Here is a 16629-nt window from a genome sequence, read left to right on the forward strand (position 1 = left end):
GTATTTTCTGCGTTGGCTACATTAAACCCCGTTTATTGTAGGATACACTTCACAGCGTTCCTTCATGGGCACGGTATCCACGTTCGGAATTCCCGCACACCAACGCCACTAATCACCTAAAAAAGACAATAAGAAACTAGACCTCTTGCTATCCATTTTTCAAAAATGGTATAATACAAGTGCTGAATGTACGGAATATCCGTTATTTAGTTTTGAATTTAAACTTAACTTTTGGCCCTCAGTTCCCGCTGGGGCCTTTTTTTCTTTTACTTAGAATTTCATACTTGCTAGCGGTGAATGACGTTGATATTTATTTTTAATCTCATCATCAGTAAAGTCTAAATACGCCCTTTGAGTTACTTCTACCGACGAATGACCTAATACCCTAGACAAACTAAACCAATCACCACCATTAAGAATGTAATACTTTGCAAAGTTATTTCTTAATTGGTGAGGCGTGAAATGTACACCTACCTTTTTACCAATACTTCTAATACTCGCCTCAAAATTATTGACGTTCAGCATTGTCCCTCTTATCGTAGGAAACAAATACTCTGCATCACTAAATCTATCCCTATACTTCAACCAACGCTTTAAATCGTTAGCCATGATATTAGAAAAATACACATATCGTTGTTTCTTATTTTTCGGATTCGTAATTAGGATACTTTTATTTTTTATATCCAGGTCTTCGGCTTGCATACTACAGCATTCTCCTGCACGTATACCTGTATCTAAAATAAGTTTAATCATGACGTAACTTCTAAACCCATGGAATGTACTTATATCAATTGAATACAGCACTTTCTTTATTTCATCTACTGATAACAATATCTTTTGTTTCCGTTGCGGCTTAATCGACTCAATTTTAGATACCGGATTCTTAACAATATCCTCTTCAGCTTCTAAAAAGTTAAAAAACACCTTAATATTACGAAGGTAATTAGCAATTGTTGTTTCACTAATGGTCTTTCCATAATCTGTTCTACGTGTTGGATAATTAATTTGTTCACTAGCCGTATTAGATGTAAATGTGTATTTACCACGTTCCCGCAAATATTTAATGTAAGTTCGAATATGGAGAGGTTTCACCTTATCAACATCCGTAATCTTTAGTTCTCTTTCCAAATATGAAGCAAAAAGTTTCAATGTTTGGTCGTATGACCGAATTGTTTTCCTACTTAAATGCTTTCCATCGCAATGAAGTAAAAAGTTTTCAACATTCATCTGAAAGTTATTCATACAACAAAAAAACCCCCTAACTATTGGAATTAAAATTTCAATCCAATAAATAGAAGGTTTTTAAATTAACCGCCAATTACCTATGTACTTTATTGCCGACATACGTAATTCGTTGGTTATTAAATTTTGTTATGAAATACGCTTAACATCTTGATAATACAGCGTTTACGAAGCTTTATGTTCAAGTCTTAGCTTATCCGCAACCATCGCAATGAACTCGGAATTCGTAGGTTTTGCTTTTGACATGGATACTGTATAACCGAATAAGGACGAAATAGAATCAATATTCCCACGACTCCATGCTACTTCAATTGCGTGACGGATTGCACGCTCGACGCGGCTTGCTGTTGTATTATATTTCTTCGCGATATCTGGATACAATACTTTCGTAATAGATCCAAGTAATTCGATATCATTGTACACCATAGAGATTGCTTCCCTTAAGTACATATACCCTTTAATATGAGCAGGTACACCGATTTCATGAATGATACTCGTAATGCTCGCGTCTAAGTTTTTCGGTTTTCCATCTATTGTAGTTGCTGAACGGAAAGATGGAAGTGGACGTTTAATGGTAGCGTTCGCCTTACCGCTCACTTGACGAATATGACTCGTTAAATTCTCCATATCAAATGGTTTTAATATGAAATATGAAGCACCTAAGTCAACTGCTTTTGTCGTCACATCTTCTTGTCCAAATGCTGTCAACATAATTACGCTAGGCTGTCTTAGCCTTTCAATATTTCGCATTTTCTCTAGTACAGCTAAACCATCTAAATGTGGCATAATAATGTCTAAAACAAGTACATCCGGCTGCTTATCATTTAATAAATTTAAACACTCTTGACCATTATAAGCAGTACCGATTACTTCCATATCATCTTGAGCAGCTACGTAACTCTCTAGCATTGATACTAATTCTTTATTATCATCCACAAGACAGACTTTAATTTTCTCCACAGCTTTTCCTCCCTTACCGAATCGATTCTCCGACATGTGTATCCTTCTAGGCTACATGAATTGTTCGACAATTGTGTGAAAATTCCCTTTTAAAGTTTGTTACTTTCCGATAAAATCACAAAAAAATATGTTTATCGTTCATTTATTCCCTTTCGCAACACATTCCATCATAGAAATACAACGAAACGTTCAACCCTTTTCTTTTATTTTACAACAAAAAACACCTCTTGCGGAGCTTTTACAAAATTTCAACGAATTTTTCAACAGAAAAGCGAGCTAATTAATAATTAGCTCGCTTTTCTTTCTTGTTCATAAATGTTAATTCCAGCCTCATGTAACATCCATTCAATATGAACACCATATCCTGATGTTGGATCATTTACAAATACATGTGTAACAGCACCAATTACTTTCCCGTTTTGTACAATTGGACTTCCGCTCATGCCTTGTACGATACCACCCGTTTTCGCTAATAAACGTTTGTCTGTTACTTTTATTACCATGCCTTTTGTAGCTGGAAACTTTTGCGGTACTGTACTTACAACTTCAATATCAAACGCTTCCACTTTATCTTTATCAATAACTGTTAATATTTTTGCCGGTCCCTCTTTTACTTGATGAGATAGTGCAATAGGCATCGCTTTATCCATTACGCCATTTGGTATATTTGTATTTAATTTCCCGAATATGCCAAATGGACTATTTATTGTAATATTACCAATCACTTCACGATCTGGTGAGAACCTCGCTAATTTCTCTCCTGGATTCCCATGACTACCTCTTTCAATTGATGTAACTGTCGAACGCATAATTTGTCCATCTTCGACTTGAATCGGCTTTTTCGTATCGTTATCAGAAATGACATGACCAAGTGCCCCATATTTCATAGAATCAGGATGAACAAATGTCATTGTTCCGATTCCAGCTGCCGAATCACGAATATATAAACCAATACGATAAGACGATTCTCCACTGTCTTTTTGTGGTGTTAACTTAGTGCGAATATGTTTTCCATCTCTTAACAAAACAAGATTAAGCGGTTCACCTGTTTCACCACTATTATGAATAAATGGTGCTACATCACTCATCCTTTCAATTGTTTTACCATTAATTTCAGTAATCATATCTCCAATTTGCACACCAGCTGTTTCACCAGGAGATACTTTCCCTTTTTCAGTTTGAATTAAATGATGGCCTACAACAAGTACCCCTTTTGTATTTAACTTCACACCAATTGATTGTCCACCTGGAATAACTTTAAAATCTTTCAATACTTTCACATTTACTTTTTTCACTGGAAAACCAGCAAGCTGAAACACCATATCTGCTTCACCATTTTGATGAGGATTTACCATAAGTCCTTGTTTTTGTTCATTGGAACTTACTGTAAACACATGACGATCTGTAGATGAAGCTTGAAAAACTGGTAATGAAGCTATTTCTGATTGTTGCCCTTCAAAAACAACAAGTTGCTTCGGGGATGAAATAAACGTCCGAAGCGGTTTAAAACACCCAATAAAAACTAAAGAAACAAGGAGACAAAGACCTATTATTTTGCGAAATCTTTCTAATCTCAATTTGTTCACTCTCCTCGCTCCTACCCCACATTCAGCCTCTTGGCTTCACTTTTTAATCTCTCCTTGCAGTGCTTTATTTATAACCGGAAGAATTAAGAAATCATTATTTGAGAAAAAAAGCTATCCATTACTGGATAGCCTCTGCTGTCTGTTTAAAATGATGCGCTTGCGTAAGTAATTCTTTCGCATGTTCTGTCGTTAAATCTGTAATTTCCACACCAGAAATCATTCGAGCTATTTCTGTTACTTTATCCTCCATAGTTAAAACGGTAACTGATGTAATTGTCCGATCATTCGCTACTTGTTTTCGAATAAATAAATGTGAATCCGCCATTGAAGCTACTTGAGGTAAGTGCGTAATACAAAGTACTTGCGAGTTTACTGATACTCGATAAATTTTTTCCGCAATAGCCTGTGCAACCCGACCACTTACACCAGTATCCACTTCATCAAAAATAACAGATGCAACACCTTGATGCTTAGAAAAAATGCTTTTTAAAGCTAAAATAATACGAGATAACTCTCCGCCCGAAGCGACCTTTGAAAGTGGTTTTAGCGGCTCACCTGGATTTGTTGAAATATAAAATTCCACATGATCGTAGCCATCCGCCGTAAGTCTTACCGGGGCACCCTCAACAAGAGGCTCTTCAGCATTTCCTTCTCTCTTCATGATTCTCACTTCAAATTTTGTTTTCTCCATATATAATTCTTTTAATTCCTGATGAATGGCATTTGTAAGATGCTCTGCAAGCTCATGACGCATATTACTTAACGACGTTGCTTCTTGCATAATAACACTTTCTAATTCCTTTAATTGCTTCTTCGTCGTTTCAATATGAACGTCTTTATTTTCAATCGTAAAAATTTCTTGTTCAATTTTATCAGCATACGCTAAAATCTCTTCTACAGTATTTCCATATTTTCTCTTTAGCATACGAATTTCATTTAAACGCGTTTCAATTTCGTCTAAACGCTTCGGATCATATTCCATCATATCGAGCTTTTCTCTAAGTTGATATGCAACTTCTTCTAATAAGTAGTAGCTATTTGCAATTGAATCATGATTTTCTTGATAAACTTCATCTAAATGTGTAATACTCTCCATTTGTCCCATTGCGCTTCGTACATTATCTAACCCTTGTCCGTCAGCGCTTAATGAGCGATATGCATCGCCTAATGCTTTATAAATTTTTTCAAAATTAGAAATTCGCAATCGTTCTTCAGTTAATTCAATTTCTTCATCCATCTTTAAATCCGCCTTACTGATTTCTTCATGCTGGAATTGAATTAAATCTAAGCGATGCGCCATTTGTTGTTCATTTTCACTTAACGATTTTAACTGTTTTTTTAATTTCTCATAGTCAGCGTATACATTTTGATATATACCCAATTGTTTAACAATGCGATCTCCATCAAAATGATCAAGCATAAATAGATGACGCTCTTCATTCATTAAATCTTGTGTTTCGTGCTGCCCATGAATATCAACAAGTGTTTTTCCAATTTCCTTTAATATACTAAGGGTGACCAGTTTCCCATTTACACGACATACACTTTTTCCGTTTGCAGCGATATCACGCTTCAAAATAATCATGCCGTCTTCTATTTCTATATCCAACTCTTCTGCTTTTTCAATACACGGATGCTTATCATCTTCTACATAAAATAGCCCTTCTATCTCAGCTTTTTCTGTTCCGTATCGAACAAATTCCGCTGAACCACGGCCACCTACAAGTAAACTAATCGCATCAATAATAATCGATTTTCCGGCCCCTGTTTCACCACTTAAAACCGTTAACCCTTTTTGAAAAGAAATATTTAATGCCTCAATAATAGCAAAGTTTCTAATCGATAATTCCGATAACAATGCCCCATTCACCTCGTTATAAACTAATCCCCTATTAAGGGCTTTTCTCAGTTCTTCATTCAAATAGTCAAACTATATGTTTGTATGTATAAATTACTTTTCTAACCGCTCCATTGTACCAAACATTCGTTTTACGGGTCAATCCACCTATTTTCTAATTTTATTCAAAGAAAATATTATATTACAATTAAGAATTCACATTTTTAACCAATAAAAAAATCCTGTTCACTTTCCACTTTACAGAGGAAAGTAAACAAGATTTTTTTTACAACATATTTAAGAAACGATCAGAGACAACACCTGTATCTTCAGGTGTACGGCAAATAATTAAGCAAGTATCATCACCACAAATGGTTCCGATGATCTCATCCCACTCTAAATGATCAATAAGTGCTCCAAGTGAATGAGCGTTACCAGGCAGTGTTTTTAGCACAAGCATATGTCCTGCCGTGTCTAATTTTACAAATGAATCCACTAGATTGCGTTTTAATTTTTGTAACGGGTTAAATCGTTGATCTGCTGGCAAGCTATATTTATAGCGCCCATCATGTAATGGCACTTTCACTAAGTGCAGTTCTTTAATATCGCGCGATACTGTTGCTTGCGTTACATTAAATCCCTCATTACGTAAAATATCAACTAATTCATCTTGTGTTTCAATTTCTTTGTTCGCAATAATTTCCCTGATTTTAATATGGCGCTGACCTTTATTCATACATTTGCACCTCACACTATCTCTTACCATAGTTTAAACATTGGTATACTTCACTTATTTATGTTAACTTATAATTCGTTGCTTGTACACAATTGTTTTTACAATCATTATACAATTACAACAAAAAGAGGAACAACATATGTTATTCCCCTTTTCCTTTTTGTTTTAGGACATCATGCGCCTCTGTAACTACTTGCTCAACAGAAACTGGAGAATGATTTTCGCCATTCTCACGTTCACCATGCCATTTCAGATGAACTAAAAATTCAATATTACCATCCCCGCCCGTAATTGGTGAGAATGTTAAACCTTCTACGTCGTACCCTTCTTTTATAGCAAAGTCGACAATCATTTCTACGACAGCCTCATGTACTTTTCGATCACGAACGATACCTTTTTTCCCAACTTGCTCTCTTCCAGCTTCAAACTGTGGTTTAATTAACGCTGCTACATCCCCATTAGGCATAAGCATTGTTTTTAAAACCGGCAGTATAAGCTTTAATGATATAAATGAAACATCGATACTAGCAAATTGCGGTAAACCACGGTCTAAGTCTGCTGGTGTCACGTAACGGAAGTTTGTCCGTTCCATTACGACAACACGCTCATCTTGACGCAATTTCCACGCAAGTTGATTGTATCCTACATCTAATGCATAAGATAATTTCGCTCCGTTTTGAAGCGCACAATCTGTAAAGCCACCAGTTGATGAACCAATATCTATCATAACTTTATCTTGTAAATCCAGGTGAAATGTCTCTAATGCCTTTTCAAGTTTATAACCACCACGGCTTACATACGGCATAACTTGTCCCTTCACCGTAATCTCTGTATCTTGTGGGATCTTCTCTCCTGGCTTATCAAGTCTCATCTCATTCGCATATACAAGTCCGGCCATAACGGCGCGTTTTGCTTTCTCACGTGTTTCTATAAGCCCTCGCTCTACTAATAGTACATCTACTCTTTCTTTTTTTGCACTCATTTGTTACGCCCTTTTTTGTTTTGATGGAATCATTGTATGAATACGGTCTACAACAGCATCTGTCGTTAAACCAATTTCTTCTAATAATTTTGTTACACTACCGTGCTCTATGAAACGGTCTGGAATACCCATTCGTTCAATTAACGCACTATGGTACCCGTTCTCAGATGCAAATTCAACTACTCCCGTTCCAAAACCACCAATTAAACAAGCTTCTTCAATCGTTAAAATCGGTATATTTTTCCCTAAGAGATCATGTAAATATGCTTCATCCATCGGTTTAATAAAGCGAGCGTTCACTACTTTTACTGAAACTCCAGCCTTTTCAAGACGCTCAGCTGCTTCCATTGCCATTGGTATTGTCGTACCAAATGTTAAAATAGCCGCTTGTGTACCTTCTTTTAACGTTTCCCAAGTACCGATTGGAATCGCCTTTAATTCTTCATCCATATGAACACCAAGTCCATTACCGCGCGCATAACGTAATGCGATTGGTCCATCTTCATATTGCATCGCCGTATATACTAAATGTTGCCCTTCATTTTCATCTTTCGGCATCATAAGTACCATGTTCGGCAAATGACGTAAGAATGAGATGTCAAATACACCTTGATGCGTTTCACCATCTGCTCCTACTAAACCAGAGCGATCGATTCCGATGAAGACATTTAAATTTTGGCGGCATATATCATGAACAACTTGATCATATGCTCTTTGTAAAAATGTTGAATAAATCGCTAAGAATGGCTTCATTCCTTGCGTTGCCATACCCGCCGCCATTGTTGTAGCATGCTGTTCTGCAATACCTACATCAATCATACGATCGGGGAATTCTTTTTGGAATTTCTCAAGTTTCGATCCAACAGGCATTGCAGGTGTAATTGCAACGATACGCTCATCCGTTCTCGCTAGCTTAAGTACTGTATCACTAACAACAGTACTCCATGCTGGTGCAACTTCTTTCGGTTTAACGAAGTCACCTGATTCAATTTTATAAGGCCCTGTTCCATGCCAAGTTCCAATAACATCACTCTCAGCTGGTTTAAAACCTTTTCCTTTTTTCGTAATAACATGAACAAGCACTGGGCCTTTTGTTTTCTTTGCATATTGCAACGTTTCGAATAACTTTTCATAATCGTGCCCATCAACTGGACCTAAATATGTAAAGCCTAATTCTTCGAAAAAGACACCGGATACTAGTAAATATTTAAGACTATCTTTTATTTTCTCTGCTGTCGCAGCAACTTTCCCACCGACTGCTGGGATTTTCTTTAATATATACTCTAGTTCATCTTTTACCCAATGGTATTTCCCTGCGGTACGTAGACGTCCAAGTACATTATGAAGCGCACCAACGTTTGGTGCAATTGACATTTCATTATCATTCAAAATAACAATCATGTCCGTTTTTTCATGTCCAATATGGTTCAATGCCTCTAAAGCCATTCCGCCGGTTAGAGCACCATCTCCAATGATTGGTATAACATATTCTTTCGTTTTCTTTAAATCACGTGCTAGAGCCATTCCCATTGCAGCAGATAATGATGTCGAGCTATGGCCAGTTTCCCATACATCATGCTCACTCTCGCAACGTTTTGGGAAACCACATAGACCTTGATATTGCCTTAATGTACCGAATTCCTTTGCACGTCCTGTTAAAATTTTATGTACATAGGATTGATGTCCTACGTCCCATAAAAATTTATCTTTCGGACTATCAAATAATTTATGCAGAGCAATTGTGAGTTCTACTACACCTAAATTAGGTGCAATATGTCCACCTGTTTGAGAGAGCTCTTCAATTAAAAACTTACGAATATCCTCACTCAATCCCTCTAGTTCACCGATAGACATATCTTTCAAAAAACTAGGGTTTTGAATTTGCGTTAGATCCACATGGATCACTCACTTTCATTTCATAATCTGTCAACATGTCAAATATTATAAAAAACATTTACACAAAACAAGAAATTATCTTTTTTTTATTTTTCACCTTGTCCTGCAATTAACCAGTCTATTGCGCCCTAATCCTATTATAAACCATATTTCTTTAGGCGATGAAAAAAATAGCCGCTAACACGAAGTGATAACGGCAATGTAATCTACATATATTTTTGCCAATAACAAGAAAAGAAAAACCTTTTCCTACATTTATATCATAAAATGATGAATGACTCAACAAATGGAAACGCTGTTATATTAGTTATTACGTTTTGCAATCAAATCGCAAATAGATAGTAAATATTCATCTTGTAATTGCAAGGAACGAATAGCACCTTTTGCTTTTGCAATTGTTTCTTCTAAAATATCCTTTGCTCTATCTACAGTAAATAACGTCGTATATGTGCTCTTTTCGTTGGAAACATCACTACCAATCGGTTTTCCAATCTCTTCTTCGGTTCCTTCCACATCTAAAATATCATCTCGAATTTGGAAAGCTAGGCCGATATATTTTGCAAACGCAAGTAACTTTTCTTCTTGTTCTTCTGTGGCATCAGAAAGTATCGATCCTGCAAGTACAGCGAATTCAAGTAGTTTCCCAGTCTTATGCTTATGAATATACTCCAACTCATCAATCGTAAGCTGTTTCCCTTCAGCTTCCATATCTGCCACTTGTCCGCCAACCATTCCTTCTGGTCCTGCCGCTTTTGCAAGCTCAAGTACAAGTCTTACTTTTTTTTCAGCAGAGATTTCCTTTTGTTCATATGCCATAATAACTTGAAAAGCATACGTCAACAAACCATCGCCTGCTAAAACTGCCATCGCTTCACCAAATACTTTATGATTTGTGGGCTTACCTCTTCTTAAATCATCATCATCCATACAAGGTAAATCATCATGAACTAACGAGTATGTATGTATCATTTCAAGAGCACAAGCTGCACCTATTCCAAGATTTTTTTCTTTACCAAACGCTTGTAATGTCGCAAATAAAAGTAACGGGCGGAGACGCTTTCCACCCGCTTCCAAAGAATATGCCATCGCTTCACGAAGTACATTTGGACATTGTAATTCATTTGCATAGCTTACAAGCTTCTCTTCTACGAAAGTTTTACTTTCTTTCAAAAAAGTATCAAAAGCAATAGTCACTATGCTTCATCTCCTAAAGCAGTAAACGGTTCAAGCTCTCCATCTTCCCCAAGAATAACTGCCATTTGTTCTTGTACGTTCTTCAACTTCTCATCACAAAGCTTAGATAATTCCATACCCTCTTTAAAATAAGAAATTGCTTCTTCTAAAGGTACGTCACCTTGCTCTAGCTTAGAAACGAGGTGCTCAAGTTGCGAAATTGCCTCTTCAAAGCTTAATTTATTTTCCATTATTCAATTCACGCTCCTCTATGCCTGATACGCTACAATCTAGTATTCCATCTTGTAATTGAACTGAAACAGCATCTCCAAGGCTGACATCTTTCACACTTTTTAACACTTGCTTCTCTTCATCATATACAAGCCCGTACCCTCTCATCATTACTTTAAGCGGACTTAACGCTTCAAGTTTTTGAGCAGCTCTTACAAAGGCAAATTCTTTCGTTTGAAGTAATGTTTGCATTTCACGTTGCAATTGCTTTTGCAATGTTTCAACCGCTACCTTCGTTTGCATAATTTTTTGAGCTGGGTGGTGCTTCTCTAAATAAAATGAAAGCTGTTTTAACTGATTTACCTTTTTATCAATATAGCGCTCTTTCGCTAAAACAAGCTGTTCTAACGCTCTATCTAATTGCTCTTCTTTTTGCTCATATACTTGTCTTGGATAACGGAACGCATAAGATTTTTGCAATACTTGTAGTTTTTCTTCTTTTTTATGTACTAACTCTCTCATTGCTCTTTGCAATCTTAGAGTTCTTTGTAATACCTTTTCTTGTAACTCTATAATGTTAGGCGCTGCCAGCTCAGCTGCTGCAGTCGGTGTTGGCGCACGTAAATCGGCAACAAAATCCGCAATTGTAAAGTCCGTTTCATGGCCTACTGCCGAAATAATAGGGATCTCACTCTTAAAGATTGCCCTTGCTACCATTTCTTCATTGAAAGCCCATAACTCTTCAATAGAGCCTCCCCCTCGCCCAACGATTAGGACATCTATCTCTCCCATTTCATTCGCTGTACGAATCGCTTGTACAATTGAGGGAGCTGCTGACTCCCCCTGTACAAGTACCGGAAACACAATAACATTTCCAATTGGATAACGACGTTTAATCGTTGTTATAACATCACGAATCGCTGCCCCTGTTGGCGACGTAATCACACCTATTGTTTTAGCATAAGGAGGAATTGTTTTTTTATAAACTTGAGAAAACAAACCTTCTTCCTCTAAACGAACCTTTAATTGTTCGTAAGCTAAATGCAGGTTTCCGACTCCGTCAGGCTGCATGTCTTGAATATAAATTTGATAAGAACCACTCGCCTCGTAAACGGAAATTTTCCCTTTCACAAGTACCTTCATCCCATTTTCAGGTCTGAATTTAATATTACGATTATGACCCGCAAACATAACCGCTGCGATTCTTGCATTTTCATCTTTCAATGTAAAGTACATGTGGCCACGACTATGATTTTTAAAGTTGGAAATTTCACCTTTTAACCAAACAGACTGCAAATGCGGATCATATTCTATTTTTGTTTTTATATAGCGTGTTAACGCTGTAACGGTTAAATATTGTTTTTCCATTTCTCTCTCCTCATAGCCGACTCAAATTATTTACAAACGACACCTGCACGCTTAGCAGATTCAACAGTATTATGAAGAAGCATTGTGATCGTCATTGGACCAACACCCTTTGGCACAGGTGTAATGTAACCTGCAACATCTAACACGTTGTCAAAGTCAACATCACCACAAAGTTTACCTGTTTCTAAACGGTTCACACCAACGTCGATTACAACCGCTCCTTCTTTAATATAATCAGCTGTTACCATTTTAGGTCGTCCAACAGCTACGATTAAAATATCAGCTAACTTCGTTAACTCTTTCATATTTTGCGTTTTAGAATGACAATATGTTACAGTTGCATTTTCATTTAAGAACAATTGCCCCACCGGCTTGCCGACAATATTACTTCTTCCAATTACTACAACATGTTTTCCTGAGATATCAAGATTTGTTTCTTTTACTAATTCTACGATACCGTGCGGTGTACATGGAAGGAATGTATCTTGTCCCGTCATCATACGTCCCACGCTGATTGGGTGAAATCCATCTACATCTTTTTCTGGTGAAATTCTTTCAATGATAGCTTTTTCTTCAATATGTTTTGGTAAAGGTAATTGCACTAAAATGCCATTAATACGGTCATCGCCATTTAAGCGATCGATTTCAGCAAGCAAACGCTCCTCAGTAATTGTTTCAGGAAGTTCAATTAGCTCTGAATAGATTCCTACTTGTTCACAGCCCTTTTCTTTTCCTTTTACATAAGAACGAGATGCTGGATCTTCTCCAACTAGAATAACTGCTAATCCTGGTACAATCCCTTGCTCTTTCAACTTCACAACTTCTTCTGTTAATTGTGCTCGTTTTTTCTCCGCAACTTCATTTCCTTTGATGATTACTGCTACCATTTTAAGATTCCCCCTTAAAGAAATTACAGTGTATCTTTTATATTAGATAAAACGCCGTTAATAAAACGACGAGATTCCTCATCCCCAAATGTTTTAGCAATTTCAATCGCTTCGTTAATTGTTACGTTGTGTGGAATTTCTTCCATGTATTTCATTTCATACACAGCTACACGTAAAATACTGCGATCAACAATACTAATACGCTCCAGCTTCCATTTTTTTAAGTTTTGACGAATCGCTTCATCAATTACTTCTTTATTTTCTACAAAACCTACTACAAGTGATTCTAGAAAATCATTTGTTTCTTCACCTTCATCTAGCGTGTTTTCCACCGCTACTTTCGGTTCTAATTCACCTGTAATATCCATTTGGTATAATGCTTGCATAGCTCTTTCTCTAGCCGTCCTACGTTTCATTGTAACTCTCCTTTATGCTTCAAGTCTTTCCTTATGCTTTGTTATATTATTATAATTTATAAGCCGTCAATTCACTTACTCTTACAGTTTTCATTGATTTTCCAACCTTATAATACAATGATAATAACACAATTTATCGTTTCACACACGGGTTACAAGGCTGAAAAATAATAAAAAGATTAACTTCAAGTTACATATCTTATCACAATGTACGTTTTTTGGAAAAACGAAACATCTTCTTTTTGATTTCTTATTTTTTGAAATAGTATAATAATTAGAGGGTTTTAATTTGTGAAGAAATGAAACGATAAAAAAGATGCCTATGTTACTAGGCACCTTTTTCATTCTTACACTGGTTCAATTTCTGTTTTTTGTGTTTCGAATGTTACGCCAACGATGTGAACATTCACTTCTTTTGGCTCAAGCCCTGTCATTGTAAAGAGTGCCTGGCGAATGTTGTCTTGAATCTTTTGTGCAACAACTGGAATTGCTACGCCAAAATACATTACAACATAAAGGTCAACGATAATATCTTCGTTTGCTAATTCAACCTTTACACCTTTACCATGATTTTTCTTACCTAACTTCTCAACAACATCTGTAGCAAAATTACCACGCATTGCCGCTACACCTTCTACTTCAGCAGCTGCAATACCTGCGATTACTTCAATTACTTCTGGTGCAATTTCTACTTTACCAAGAGTTGTATCTTGACCCATATCTAACATATGTTCAGCCATGAAAAAAAACCTCCTTTAATGTATCACTGCGTCACAAGTTCATGCTCTTCCAAAAACTTCGTATTAAACTCACCTTTTACAAAATCAGGATGATCTAGCAATTGCAAATGGAACGGGATTGTTGTATGTACGCCTTCAATGACAAACTCACTGAGTGCACGCTTCATTTTTGCAATTGCCTCTTCACGTGTTTTTCCGTGAACAATTAATTTAGCAACCATCGAATCATAGAAAGGTGGGATTGAATATCCCGGATATACAGCTGAATCGACGCGAATACCAAATCCGCCTGGTGGCAAGTACATTTCTACTTTACCTGGGGATGGCATGAATTTTTTGGCAGGGTTTTCCGCATTAATTCGGCATTCAATTGCCCAACCATTAAATTGTACTTCTTCTTGCTGTAACGATAACTTTTCTCCAGAAGCAACACGAATTTGTTCTTTAATTAAATCCATCCCTGTTACCATTTCAGTAACTGGATGCTCAACTTGAATTCTCGTATTCATCTCCATGAAATAAAAGCTTTTCGTTCTATATTCATAAATAAACTCAACCGTACCAGCACCTGTATAATCAACCGCTACCGCCGCTTTAACTGCCGCATCACCCATCTGCTTGCGAACATTTTCATCAAGTGCAGGTGATGGACTTTCTTCTAGTAGTTTTTGCAAGCGGCGCTGAATTGTACAATCACGCTCTCCTAAATGAATGGCATTTCCATGTGTATCTGCCATTATTTGAATCTCAACATGGCGGAAATCTTCAACGTACTTTTCTAAGTATACACCAGGGTTCCCAAAAGCGGTACTAGCTTCTTGCTGTGTAATTTGAATTCCTTTTACAAGCTCTTCTTCATGGCGTGCAACACGAATACCTTTTCCGCCGCCACCTGCAGTCGCTTTAATAATAACTGGATATCCAATTTGATTAGCAAGCTCGATCGCTTCTTCGGTATTTTTAATAATCCCTTGTGAACCTGGTACAATCGGAACCCCTGCTTCTTTCATTGTATCACGAGCAACGTCTTTTGTGCCCATCTTTGAAATAGCTTCTGGACTTGGACCGATAAAAATCAAGTTACATTCACGGCATAGCTCTGCAAAATCTGCATTCTCTGCTAAAAATCCGTATCCTGGATGAATAGCATCGCAGCCTGTTAACTTCGCAACACTAATAATGTTCGTCAAATTTAAATAGCTTTCTTTCGAAATCGTTGGTCCTACACAATACGCCTCATCAGCAATTTGTACGTGAAGTGACTCTTTATCTGCTTCTGAATAAATTGCGACTGTTTCAATATCCATTTCTTTACAAGCACGAATAATTCGTACAGCAATTTCCCCACGATTGGCTATTAATACTTTTTTTATCATCACAAAGACTCCCTTATTACGCTTTTACAAGAAATAGCGGTTGTCCATACTCAACAAGCTGTCCATTATTAACAAGAATCTCAACAATTTCACCATCTACATCTGCATCGATTTCGTTAAATAACTTCATAGCCTCAACAATGCATACGATAGAATCTTTTGATACTCTGTCTCCTACACTTACATATGCAGGTGTATCAGGCGAAGATGAAGAATAGAATGTACCTACCATCGGTGATGTAATTTTATGTAGGTTTTCATTTTGAACCACTTTTTGCTCTTCTTGTTTTGGTACTTCCACTTGTGCTGCCGCTACTGTTGTTTCAACTTCAACAGGTGCTACTGGTTGCACGACTTGTTTTGCTACAGGTGCTTGCACCGCAACAACTTCATTACCACGCTTTTTCATTTTGATTGTCGTACCATCTTTTTTGTATTCAAATTCATCAATATTAGAGCTATCAATTAATTTAATTAATTCACGAACTTCTTGAATTTTAAACATGTAAAATCCACTCCCATACTCTTGTTTGTCTCGTTTTTACAGATTCTCGTCACTAAAACTAGATTGACTGTAAAAATACGATGTACTCTATTAGAAAATGTATTTCATTTACTAATAGAAATAATTGCTATTTCCATCTTACGATAAATTTTTTAAACATTCCAATTTATATTTCTTTATAATAAATCGAAACTCCTGTAAAAATATTATTTCAATAAAAATTTATTACCTAGTAATAATACCAAGTTTCACACAAAATTGGCAAGACCACTTCCTAAAAAACATTCCTTACTTTTTCAAAATGCTACACAATAAACAGATCATTACCGCTCCACTCTTCACTTCATCTATAGTCAACAACATATTTTTACCAAATATTATTTTTTTGTTTACACACCGTTCATCATTCCTTCATATAAGAATAGTATGTTCAAAGTGTAGAAAATATATCGTATCGAGGTGTGGACATATGATATGGCTCATTCTCTTCTTACCTGCCGTAATGGTCTGGGCATTCGTTCTCTTCATCCACGTCAAATCTGGAAAAAGTAATCATCATTACCATGAACCGCTAATCTTTTACTCACAACGTATTTCTCCGTTCCGAGTTGAACATAATAAAAACAACTACAAAGACGAAACAGAAAAAAGCTATCGAAAATGATAGCTTTTTTCTATAACTATTTTCAAACAA

Annotated in this window: 16 protein-coding genes; 1 reads left to right on the top strand and 15 read right to left on the bottom strand. The window is 36.5% G+C overall.

What is annotated here, in order from left to right:
* Positions 1 to 270: 270 nt before the first annotated feature.
* From JDS82_RS02535 to accB, 15 genes are all read right to left on the bottom strand, one after another.
* Positions 271 to 1242: a tyrosine-type recombinase/integrase gene (locus JDS82_RS02535; RefSeq protein WP_199712578.1), complete on the bottom strand. Its 972-nt coding sequence runs from the start codon at positions 1240 to 1242 to the stop codon at positions 271 to 273.
* Positions 1243 to 1407: 165 nt separating this feature from the next.
* Positions 1408 to 2202 (bottom strand): sporulation transcription factor Spo0A, encoded by a 795-nt coding sequence (spo0A, locus tag JDS82_RS02540; protein WP_033658812.1) that lies wholly within the window; start codon positions 2200 to 2202, stop codon positions 1408 to 1410.
* A gap of 287 nt (positions 2203 to 2489) precedes the next feature.
* Positions 2490 to 3788, bottom strand: a complete 1299-nt coding sequence (gene spoIVB / locus JDS82_RS02545; protein WP_002096319.1) for a SpoIVB peptidase — start codon at positions 3786 to 3788, stop codon at positions 2490 to 2492.
* A 118-nt stretch (positions 3789 to 3906) separates the two neighbouring features.
* Entirely contained in the window at positions 3907 to 5646 is a 1740-nt protein-coding gene (gene recN, locus JDS82_RS02550; RefSeq protein WP_199712585.1) for a DNA repair protein RecN, read from the bottom strand.
* Between the two features lie 265 nt (positions 5647 to 5911).
* Positions 5912 to 6361 (bottom strand): arginine repressor ArgR, encoded by a 450-nt coding sequence (argR, locus tag JDS82_RS02555; RefSeq protein WP_001032581.1) that lies wholly within the window; start codon positions 6359 to 6361, stop codon positions 5912 to 5914.
* A gap of 142 nt (positions 6362 to 6503) precedes the next feature.
* Complete coding sequence (locus tag JDS82_RS02560; protein ID WP_001274750.1) at positions 6504 to 7343, bottom strand: TlyA family RNA methyltransferase; 840 nt, start codon at positions 7341 to 7343, stop codon at positions 6504 to 6506.
* Positions 7344 to 7346: 3 nt separating this feature from the next.
* Positions 7347 to 9239, bottom strand: coding sequence for a 1-deoxy-D-xylulose-5-phosphate synthase (gene dxs / locus JDS82_RS02565; protein ID WP_199712592.1), 1893 nt, complete (start codon positions 9237 to 9239; stop codon positions 7347 to 7349).
* 303 nt (positions 9240 to 9542) lie between these two features.
* Entirely contained in the window at positions 9543 to 10433 is an 891-nt protein-coding gene (ispA, locus tag JDS82_RS02570; RefSeq protein ID WP_000150358.1) for a (2E,6E)-farnesyl diphosphate synthase, read from the bottom strand.
* Positions 10433 to 10663, bottom strand: a complete 231-nt coding sequence (gene xseB, locus JDS82_RS02575; RefSeq protein ID WP_000428423.1) for an exodeoxyribonuclease VII small subunit — start codon at positions 10661 to 10663, stop codon at positions 10433 to 10435. Before xseB ends, ispA begins: the two co-directional genes overlap by 1 nt.
* A complete protein-coding gene (gene xseA / locus JDS82_RS02580) occupies positions 10653 to 12011 on the bottom strand; it encodes an exodeoxyribonuclease VII large subunit (protein ID WP_000415269.1) in 1359 nt (452 codons plus the stop codon). Before xseA ends, xseB begins: the two co-directional genes overlap by 11 nt.
* A gap of 26 nt (positions 12012 to 12037) precedes the next feature.
* Positions 12038 to 12898, bottom strand: a complete 861-nt coding sequence (gene folD, locus JDS82_RS02585) for a bifunctional methylenetetrahydrofolate dehydrogenase/methenyltetrahydrofolate cyclohydrolase FolD (RefSeq protein WP_000226735.1) — start codon at positions 12896 to 12898, stop codon at positions 12038 to 12040.
* A 23-nt stretch (positions 12899 to 12921) separates the two neighbouring features.
* Positions 12922 to 13314, bottom strand: a complete 393-nt coding sequence (nusB, locus tag JDS82_RS02590) for a N utilization substance protein NusB (RefSeq protein ID WP_000830244.1) — start codon at positions 13312 to 13314, stop codon at positions 12922 to 12924.
* Between the two features lie 347 nt (positions 13315 to 13661).
* Positions 13662 to 14054 carry an Asp23/Gls24 family envelope stress response protein gene (locus JDS82_RS02595; RefSeq protein WP_000807630.1) on the bottom strand — a complete coding sequence of 131 codons (393 nt, stop codon included), beginning with the start codon at positions 14052 to 14054 and terminating at the stop codon, positions 13662 to 13664.
* 23 nt (positions 14055 to 14077) lie between these two features.
* Complete coding sequence (gene accC, locus JDS82_RS02600; RefSeq protein ID WP_000592872.1) at positions 14078 to 15430, bottom strand: acetyl-CoA carboxylase biotin carboxylase subunit; 1353 nt, start codon at positions 15428 to 15430, stop codon at positions 14078 to 14080.
* Positions 15431 to 15446: 16 nt separating this feature from the next.
* A complete protein-coding gene (gene accB, locus JDS82_RS02605; RefSeq protein WP_000472875.1) occupies positions 15447 to 15935 on the bottom strand; it encodes an acetyl-CoA carboxylase biotin carboxyl carrier protein in 489 nt (162 codons plus the stop codon).
* 469 nt (positions 15936 to 16404) lie between these two features.
* Here accB and JDS82_RS02610 point away from each other — a divergent pair, with 469 nt between their 5' ends.
* Positions 16405 to 16599, top strand: a complete 195-nt coding sequence (locus JDS82_RS02610; protein ID WP_002107729.1) for a hypothetical protein — start codon at positions 16405 to 16407, stop codon at positions 16597 to 16599.
* The last annotated feature ends 30 nt before the right edge of the window (positions 16600 to 16629 follow it).

The sequence above is a fragment of the Bacillus cereus group sp. N14 genome (assembly GCF_016483555.1).
Classification (GTDB): domain Bacteria; phylum Bacillota; class Bacilli; order Bacillales; family Bacillaceae_G; genus Bacillus_A; species Bacillus_A wiedmannii.

What these genes read in the sequence shown, in the direction of transcription:
- JDS82_RS02610 (WP_002107729.1), top strand. Translation starts at nt 16,405, where the DNA reads ATGATATGGCTCATTCTCTTCTTACCTGCCGTAATGGTCTGGGCATTC.
- folD (WP_000226735.1), bottom strand. Translation starts at nt 12,898, where the DNA reads ATGGTAGCAGTAATCATCAAAGGAAATGAAGTTGCGGAGAAAAAACGA.
- accB (WP_000472875.1), bottom strand. Translation starts at nt 15,935, where the DNA reads ATGTTTAAAATTCAAGAAGTTCGTGAATTAATTAAATTAATTGATAGC.
- xseB (WP_000428423.1), bottom strand. Translation starts at nt 10,663, where the DNA reads ATGGAAAATAAATTAAGCTTTGAAGAGGCAATTTCGCAACTTGAGCAC.
- nusB (WP_000830244.1), bottom strand. Translation starts at nt 13,314, where the DNA reads ATGAAACGTAGGACGGCTAGAGAAAGAGCTATGCAAGCATTATACCAA.
- xseA (WP_000415269.1), bottom strand. Translation starts at nt 12,011, where the DNA reads ATGGAAAAACAATATTTAACCGTTACAGCGTTAACACGCTATATAAAA.
- JDS82_RS02560 (WP_001274750.1), bottom strand. Translation starts at nt 7,343, where the DNA reads ATGAGTGCAAAAAAAGAAAGAGTAGATGTACTATTAGTAGAGCGAGGG.
- JDS82_RS02595 (WP_000807630.1), bottom strand. Translation starts at nt 14,054, where the DNA reads ATGGCTGAACATATGTTAGATATGGGTCAAGATACAACTCTTGGTAAA.
- JDS82_RS02535 (WP_199712578.1), bottom strand. Translation starts at nt 1,242, where the DNA reads ATGAATAACTTTCAGATGAATGTTGAAAACTTTTTACTTCATTGCGAT.
- argR (WP_001032581.1), bottom strand. Translation starts at nt 6,361, where the DNA reads ATGAATAAAGGTCAGCGCCATATTAAAATCAGGGAAATTATTGCGAAC.
- accC (WP_000592872.1), bottom strand. Translation starts at nt 15,430, where the DNA reads ATGATAAAAAAAGTATTAATAGCCAATCGTGGGGAAATTGCTGTACGA.